This window comes from Chamaesiphon sp. VAR_69_metabat_338 (assembly GCF_031423935.1).
Taxonomy (GTDB): domain Bacteria; phylum Cyanobacteriota; class Cyanobacteriia; order Cyanobacteriales; family Chamaesiphonaceae; genus Chamaesiphon.
Window position 1 is genome coordinate 1 of record NZ_JANPGM010000035.1, and the last position, 7,079, is coordinate 7,079.

Annotated in this window: 7 protein-coding genes; 5 read left to right on the forward strand and 2 right to left on the reverse strand. The window is 46.1% G+C overall.

Annotated elements, in window-relative coordinates; all coding sequences use genetic code 11:
- On the reverse strand, nt 1-624 hold a 624-nt coding region (locus RMO84_RS01170; protein ID WP_310486607.1), incomplete at its 3' end, for a DapH/DapD/GlmU-related protein.
- Nucleotides 625-636: 12 nt separating this feature from the next.
- The gene (locus tag RMO84_RS01175) at nt 637-1,029 is read right to left on the reverse strand and encodes a tetratricopeptide repeat protein (RefSeq protein ID WP_310486608.1); all 393 of its coding nucleotides are present in this window, start codon (nt 1,027-1,029) and stop codon (nt 637-639) included.
- 121 nt (nt 1,030-1,150) lie between these two features.
- Here RMO84_RS01175 and RMO84_RS01180 point away from each other — a divergent pair, with 121 nt between their 5' ends.
- From RMO84_RS01180 to RMO84_RS01200, 5 genes are all read left to right on the forward strand, one after another.
- Nucleotides 1,151-1,987, forward strand: a complete 837-nt coding sequence (locus RMO84_RS01180; protein WP_310486609.1) for a hypothetical protein — start codon at nt 1,151-1,153, stop codon at nt 1,985-1,987.
- Nucleotides 1,988-2,205: 218 nt separating this feature from the next.
- The gene (locus RMO84_RS01185; protein WP_310486610.1) at nt 2,206-3,336 is read left to right on the forward strand and encodes an ATP-grasp domain-containing protein; all 1,131 of its coding nucleotides are present in this window, start codon (nt 2,206-2,208) and stop codon (nt 3,334-3,336) included.
- 160 nt (nt 3,337-3,496) lie between these two features.
- On the forward strand, nt 3,497-4,396 hold the full coding sequence (locus RMO84_RS01190; RefSeq protein WP_310486611.1) for a CoA-binding protein: 900 nt from the start codon (nt 3,497-3,499) through the stop codon (nt 4,394-4,396).
- A 236-nt stretch (nt 4,397-4,632) separates the two neighbouring features.
- A complete protein-coding gene (gene htpG / locus RMO84_RS01195) occupies nt 4,633-6,618 on the forward strand; it encodes a molecular chaperone HtpG (protein ID WP_310486612.1) in 1,986 nt (661 codons plus the stop codon).
- A gap of 258 nt (nt 6,619-6,876) precedes the next feature.
- Nucleotides 6,877-7,079, forward strand: a 203-nt coding sequence (locus RMO84_RS01200) for an alpha/beta fold hydrolase (RefSeq protein ID WP_396135735.1), incomplete at its 3' end; no start/stop codon positions are given.

The window sequence follows — 7,079 nt, forward strand, 5'->3', positions numbered from 1 at the left end:
ATCGCCGATCGAAACTCCAGGCCGAATATTCGCTGCGGCACCAATCGCCACGCCATCACCGATTGTTGGGCCTTTAACTCGGTCTTCGTCATAGCCTAGTTTGCCGATTGCTCGATCGTTAGTAGTGCTAACTAGTACACTGATAAAAACACGATCGCCAATCTGACAATTTCCAGTAATATGAGTCGAATCCATGATTTTGGTATGATTACCAATTTGCGTATTGTAGTTAATAGTTACATTTCGACTGATCAGACAAAAATCACCAATTTTAACTTGTTCTCTGATTGAAGTATTTTCACAAATTAACGTATTTTTGCCAATGCAAACATCATAGTAAATTACGGCATTCGATCCAATAATACAGTTATCGCCAATAACTATTTGTTCCTGATAGTCAATTTTTCTAGCAACTGCACCAGGTGATTTAGGTCGCTTCCCTAAGTAAGCACCTGGCATAATTTCCACGTTATCACCAATCTTTACTCCCGACTCGATTGTTACATGCGGGTGGATCGTCACATTATCGCCGATGATTACATCAGCAAAAATAACGGCAAAATGTCCGATGGAGACATTTGCACCAATTTTGTCAGTTTCGATTATTGCCGTTTTTTCTAGCACAAGCAAAAAGGTTTAATTTTTAGTTGTCTTTAGAGTACCCACTTTTTTGGCATCTGCTAACTGTTTGTCGATCGCCTCTAACAATTCCTTATACTGTCGCTCGGTGGGATTGAGTTTGACGAGTTGAGCGAGTGCTGTTCTGGTACCAGCGATATCACCACTTTTCAGCCGAATCGAGACTAATCCTTTAAGTGCGGTTTGATTATTCGGTTCGCGTTGTAAAACTGCGGCAAAACCTTTCTCTTCGGCTGCAAGTTGGGCACTCTGAGATTGGGCAGCTTTTTCAGTGGCGGCAGGTTCGTTCATCGAACTGCCGATCGATCCGCTCAATCCAGCGACACTCGAACCGAGAAAAGCAAGACCTGCAAGAATTACAAAGATTTTTGTGAATTTATTTTTTTCCATAATTCGGTCTGTTGGCAGTAGGTGGATGCGGGGCATTGATGTCTCGTCGAACCCCGGCTATTTCTCTAACTTACCAACTTTCGGCGATTAACTATCATTTTGGCGAATTTACCTAAAATCTATGTCAGTATCTACACAAACTTCTGCGAGGGATAAATTCAGCACCCAGTTATCCCAGTTATCACCGACGCTACTCGGACAGCTCGGCTGTATTCTGGGCGCATTTGTCGCGATCGTTTATCTGCAAACTCCCCAACTAGCGACACTCAAAGAGCGCAGCAAAATTATGAACCAGTCCCTGCTGCGGCAAGAAGAAGCGCAAATGAAAGTTCACCTTTCCCTTGCCAAAACTCTGCCGACATTTGGATTTGATAATCTGGTTGCCGATTGGTATTTTATCGATTTTATCCAGTACTTCGGCGATACCGACGTGCGGCAAAAGGCTGGATATGGCGCAGCTATGGAGTATTTTGATGCGATCCTCACTCGCGATCCGCGCTTCCTTCATGGTTATTTTTATCTGTCGAGTACTGGCTCGATGTATGCGGGTGCGCCAGAACGATCGGTTAAAATTATGGAACAGGGCTTAAAGTCACTATCGCCAAAAGTTCCCGATCGCGGCTACTATGTTTGGAGGCTCAAGGGAGTTGATGAGTTACTATTTTTGGGAGACATCCCAGCCGCTCGCAATTCGATGCAACATGCCGCCGACTGGGCACAACAGACTTCCACTCCAGAAGGTCAAAATATTGCGAGGCTTTCCCAGAATACGGCTGCATACCTAGCTCGCAATTCAAATAGCAAACAAGCTCAATTTGATGCCTGGAACATGGTCTTAAATGCCGCCGTGGATGATTTTGTCATCAAACGAGCGATCGCCGGAATTAGGGCTACTGGTGGCAAGGTCACAACTACTCCGACTGGCGAATTCAAGATTGAAGCTCCAGCCAAAGATTAGCGAGTAGAGGGTAGGGGGTAGAGTGTGGAGAATTTTAGGAAGTTGAACTAGATTTCTAGATAATATCCATACATATTCCGACCCAAATGAGTTGGTGCCGAACATCCTATTTCGTATCCCCTATCCGCTACCCGCTACCCCCTAATCTCTGTCTTGATTCGCTAAACCGTCGGGAAACCCGACGAGCGCGAATCGCTACCCCCTACCTTAGCCGCTACATGGATTTATTAGAATACCAAGCCAAAGAGTTATTTCGCGATGTCGGCATCCCCGTGTTACCTTCGCAACGGATCGATCGACCGACGGATCTCAAAGCGTTGCGGATTCCTTATCCGATCGTTTTAAAATCGCAAGTGAGCGTGGGTAATCGGGGTAAAGCTGGCGGGATCAGATTTGTGGAGAATACCATCGATGCGATCGCCGCAGCGCGGACGATCTTTAATTTGCCGATTTTGGGCGAATATCCCAAGGTACTGTTGGCTGAGGCTAAGTATAATACCAGTCAGGAATTTTATCTAGCGATCGTGATCGATCGGCTGGCTTGTCGTCCGGTGTTGCTGGGTTCTACTGATGGGGGGATGAATATTAATGCCATTCTCAATCAGATCCAGCAGGTCGTCGTCTACGAGGAGTTTTCCTCTTTTTATGCGCGCCGACTCGCGCTCAAAATGGGACTCCAGGGCGATCTGATGCTGGCTGTCAGCGAAATTATCGAGAAAATGTATATCTTGATGCGCGCTCAGGATTTGGATTTGGTCGAGATCAATCCCTTGGGGATCGATCGCAATGGCGCGGTTATGGCACTCGATGGCAAAATTAGTGTCAATCATTATGCTGTCGGCAGGCACCCCAATCTCCAATCCTGGCAAGTTGTGGATGTGGCGCGCAATCGTTTGGGTACGCTATCGCCACTATTTACCAATGTCGGGAATATCAGTATTCTCTGTAGTGGTAACGGGCTAGCTCTAGCAATGTTGGATGGGATCGCGCAAGGTGGCGGGCAAGTCGCTCAATGTATCGTCGTCGATCCGACGTGCGCCAGCGAGATCCAAATTGCTTTAGAGCGGTTGGGCGTCTGTCCTGGCAACACTCCATCAGAACCGCCGCTGCAACGAATACCAGAACCAGAAATTGATGTGTTGCTAATCGATTTTGTCGGTAGCGAGATCGATAGTTGCCAGCAGGTAATGCAATATCTACCTAACATTCAAAATTTCACCACGATTTGGCGGGTACTGGAACACGATCGAGATCGACTCGCAGGGCTGCTACCGTTGTCGATTAAACTTGTGACTAATTTCGATCGGGCGATCTCGCAAACTCTCGCGCTCGCTAAACAACGGGATTAGCCTTTCGGTTTTAGGCTTTAGGTTTTAGACTTCAGGTTCTATCGGATATTGAGTCTGAATCAAGCATCCTTTCAACTCCCCACTGTCTTGACCCAAAAGCACGCTGAGGTTCCCTCAGCGCGATTTGGGTCGCTCCCCGCTCCCAACTCCCAATTCCCCAATGACCATCGATCTGCAACTAAATAGCCGCGTCCTGATTCAAGGAGTGGACAACCCCCTAGCATTGGCTGCAATTGGCCGAATGCAAACTTATGGTACCAAGATTGCAGGTATTGTCAGTGCGGGGCAAGGCGGCCAAACACTGGGCGATTTGCCAGTCTTCGATCTGGTTGAAGATGCTCAGAATGTTTTGGGGCCGATCGAGACTAGCTTGATTTTTGTATCTGCTTATCATGTCCTAGATGCGGCCCTCGAAGCGATCGCGGCAGGGATACCGCAATTAATTATTATTACCAGAGGCGTACCGCCACTAGATACGATTCGGCTGTTGCGTCAGGCGAGTGTTACCAAAACCTTAATTCTCGGCTCTGGTAGCGCGGGTATTATCATCCCCGATCGCTTATTACTAGGCATTTACCAACCGCAGTTGTATAGTCCGGGTAAGGTAGCAATTATCAGCCGCAATCAGAGCTTGACTGCGGAAATTGCCAGCGAATTAAATCAAGCCGATCTGGGTCAATCGATCGTCATCCATATCGGTAGCGATCCTTTAGTTGGCTCCTCTTGCCGCCTCTGGCTGGAGTGGCTGCAGTCCGACCCTTTGACCGAATCGATCGTGCTTGTCGGCGATATTTGCTGGGATTCTGAAGCAGCTACCGCAGCTTATCTCCTCACCCAACAGGGTAAACCTGTCGTCGCTTATCTAGCGGGAATTCATGCGAGCACGCCGCACCCGCTGACCGATGCCGCGATCGTTTTGAGTCATACTCTCTCCAAACCGATCTATCATGCCGACACGATCCAACAGCGTCTGGAAACATACAAACGCGCCAAAATCCCCGTTGCCAAAAAGATCGGGCAGATTCCGAGTTTGTTGAAGAAATTGGTGAGTAGAGGATAGGGGATAGGGGATAGGGAATAGGGAATAGGGGTTCGTAAGGATTTAATAATTAACAGGGGTCTAGTTTTACGGGAGTGGGGTTTAAACATCCACTAAATATTACCGACTTCTAAACCCTATTCCCTATCCTCTATTCCCTATCCCCTAGCAAAGGTACGGAAATCCCGAAAAGCCCAAGACCCCCGATCGACCTACAATGCTGGTAACAAAATATAAGTAGCGATCGAGATAGCCTTATGACAGTGCTAGAACAAGGTAACATTACCATCCATACCGAGAATATCTTTCCGATCATTAAGAAATCTCTGTATACCGACCACGAAATCTTCCTGCGCGAGCTGATTTCCAATGCCGTCGATGCCATCGGCAAGCTCAAAATGGTGTCCTTCGCTGGTGAGTTTAGCGGCGAAATCGGCGAACCTGCCATCCATATCTCGATCGATAAAGAGAAGAAAACACTATCGATCTCAGATAATGGGATTGGGATGAGTGTCGATGAAGTCAAAAAATATATCAATCAAGTTGCTTTTTCGAGTGCTGAAGAATTCATCGAAAAATATCAAAAAAATAGCGACCAACAAATTATTGGTCACTTTGGTTTAGGCTTCTATTCTTCGTTCATGGTGGCGAGTTTAGTTGAAATCGACACCCTCTCTTGTCGCGATGGATCGACGCCAGTACATTGGTCTTGCGATGGTTCGCCCAGCTTTGAAATTAGCGAATCGAGCCGCACCGAACGCGGTACCAAGATTACACTGACTTTGCAAGATGAGGAAGCTGAATATTTAGAACCAGCCCGAATTAAGCAATTAGTCAAAACTTATTGTGATTTCATGCCAGTGGCGATTTCGCTCGATGGCGAAGTCATCAATAAACAAAAAGCTCCCTGGAAAGAATCGCCGCAGAATTTAACCAAAGAAGATTATCTCGAATTTTATCGGTATCTGTATCCCTTTGAAGAAGAGCCATTGCTGTGGGTACATTTGAATACCGATTATCCGTTTACTTTGAATGGGATTTTGTATTTCCCCAAATTACGTCCAGATTTGGATCTCACTAAAGGACAAGCGAAACTATTTTGCAATCAAGTATTTGTGAGCGATCGCTGTGACGAAGTGATTCCCAAATTCTTGTTACCATTGCGCGGTGTTATCGATAGTACCGATATCCCGCTAAATGTCTCGCGGAGCGCACTGACTAGCGATCGCACCGTCCGCCGGATCTCTGATTATATCTCCAAAAAAGTCGGCGACAGGCTCAAAGAACTCTTTCACGACGATCGGGGCGCATATACTAAAGGCTGGGAAGATCTAAGTACCTTCATCAAGTTTGGCTGTCTCAACGATGATAAATTCAAAAAACAAATTGAAGATATCATCATCTATCGCACTACCTATACTCCATCTGCACCTGAAGGCACAACAGAAGGTGATGATGCGTGGAAATCTTCAGCACCAAGTTTGCCATATACGACTTTAAATGAGTATTTGGAGCGTAACAAAGAGCGTCATGCCAAGTCAGCACCAGCCGCAACTGAAGGTGAAGAATCGGCACCGAAGTATGAAAATCGGGTTTTCTACGCCACGGATGAAGCCAGTCAAGCACCTTATATCCAACTGCACAAAAGCCAAGGTTTGGAAGTACTATTCCTTGATTCTTTTATCGATACGCACTTTGTCGGCTTCCTCGAACGCGAGCATAGCGATATTAAGTTTTCGCGAGTCGATGCGGAATTAGATAGCAGTTTGATCCAGTCCGATGAAACACCAGAAATTATCGATCCAAATACAAACAAGACGCGCAGCGAACAGATTCAAGAAATCTTTGCTACGGCGATAAATAAACCCCAAGTGACGATCCGTACCGAATCGCTCAAAGGAGACAATGCCCAATCCACACCGCCAGCAATGGTATTGTTGCCTGAATCTACCCGCCGCATGCGAGACATGATGGCGATGATGCAACAACAAGTGGCTGAGTTTCCAGAAGATCACGTTTTGGTGGTGAATACTGCCCATCCACTGATTCAAAACTTAGCAAATATCAATAAAGGATCGATCGTGCAAGAGTCGGGTACTTCGCCAAATCAAGCGTTAGTCAATCTCGTTTGTCAACATATTTACGATCTGGCATTAATGGCTCAAAAAGGTATCAATGCTGACGGGATGAATACATTTGTCGAACGTTCTAATCAAGTTTTAACTAAGTTGACTGAAAGATAAGATTGTTTGGTGCGTTATGCTGACGTAGTAACACACCTTACGATATTTCGATCGATCGAATAGAATGCTGGAAATAATCTCTGTGGCTGCCATAAATCGGTACCATAGAGATTATTTGCTGAATATCTTCGGTGCGGTATGCTTTGGTGCGTTATGCTGACGCAGTAGCGATGCATCGACCTGGAGGTTGTGTGCTTCAAGACAACACGCCATACGAATCGAACAGGATTGCTATAATCTGCCCTCGAAATCTAATCTATGCCCGCGCATTCATCAACCACATTACCGCCAGATCTCTATATCGATGTCGATCGCATTAAAACTCGTTATTGGCAGATGGGTAATAGTGGCAGCACAGTTATTTTGCTGCATGGTGGTAATGGATCGATCGAGTTTTGGCTATATAATATTGCGATCTTAGCTGAATCGCATCGAGTGTATGCTTTTGATATGGTCGGTTC

Coding starts and splice junctions, on each gene's coding strand:
- RMO84_RS01180 (WP_310486609.1), top strand. CDS start 1,151: ATGTCAGTATCTACACAAACTTCTGCGAGGGATAAATTCAGCACCCAG.
- RMO84_RS01190 (WP_310486611.1), top strand. CDS start 3,497: ATGACCATCGATCTGCAACTAAATAGCCGCGTCCTGATTCAAGGAGTG.
- RMO84_RS01185 (WP_310486610.1), top strand. CDS start 2,206: ATGGATTTATTAGAATACCAAGCCAAAGAGTTATTTCGCGATGTCGGC.
- RMO84_RS01175 (WP_310486608.1), bottom strand. CDS start 1,029: ATGGAAAAAAATAAATTCACAAAAATCTTTGTAATTCTTGCAGGTCTT.
- htpG (WP_310486612.1), top strand. CDS start 4,633: ATGACAGTGCTAGAACAAGGTAACATTACCATCCATACCGAGAATATC.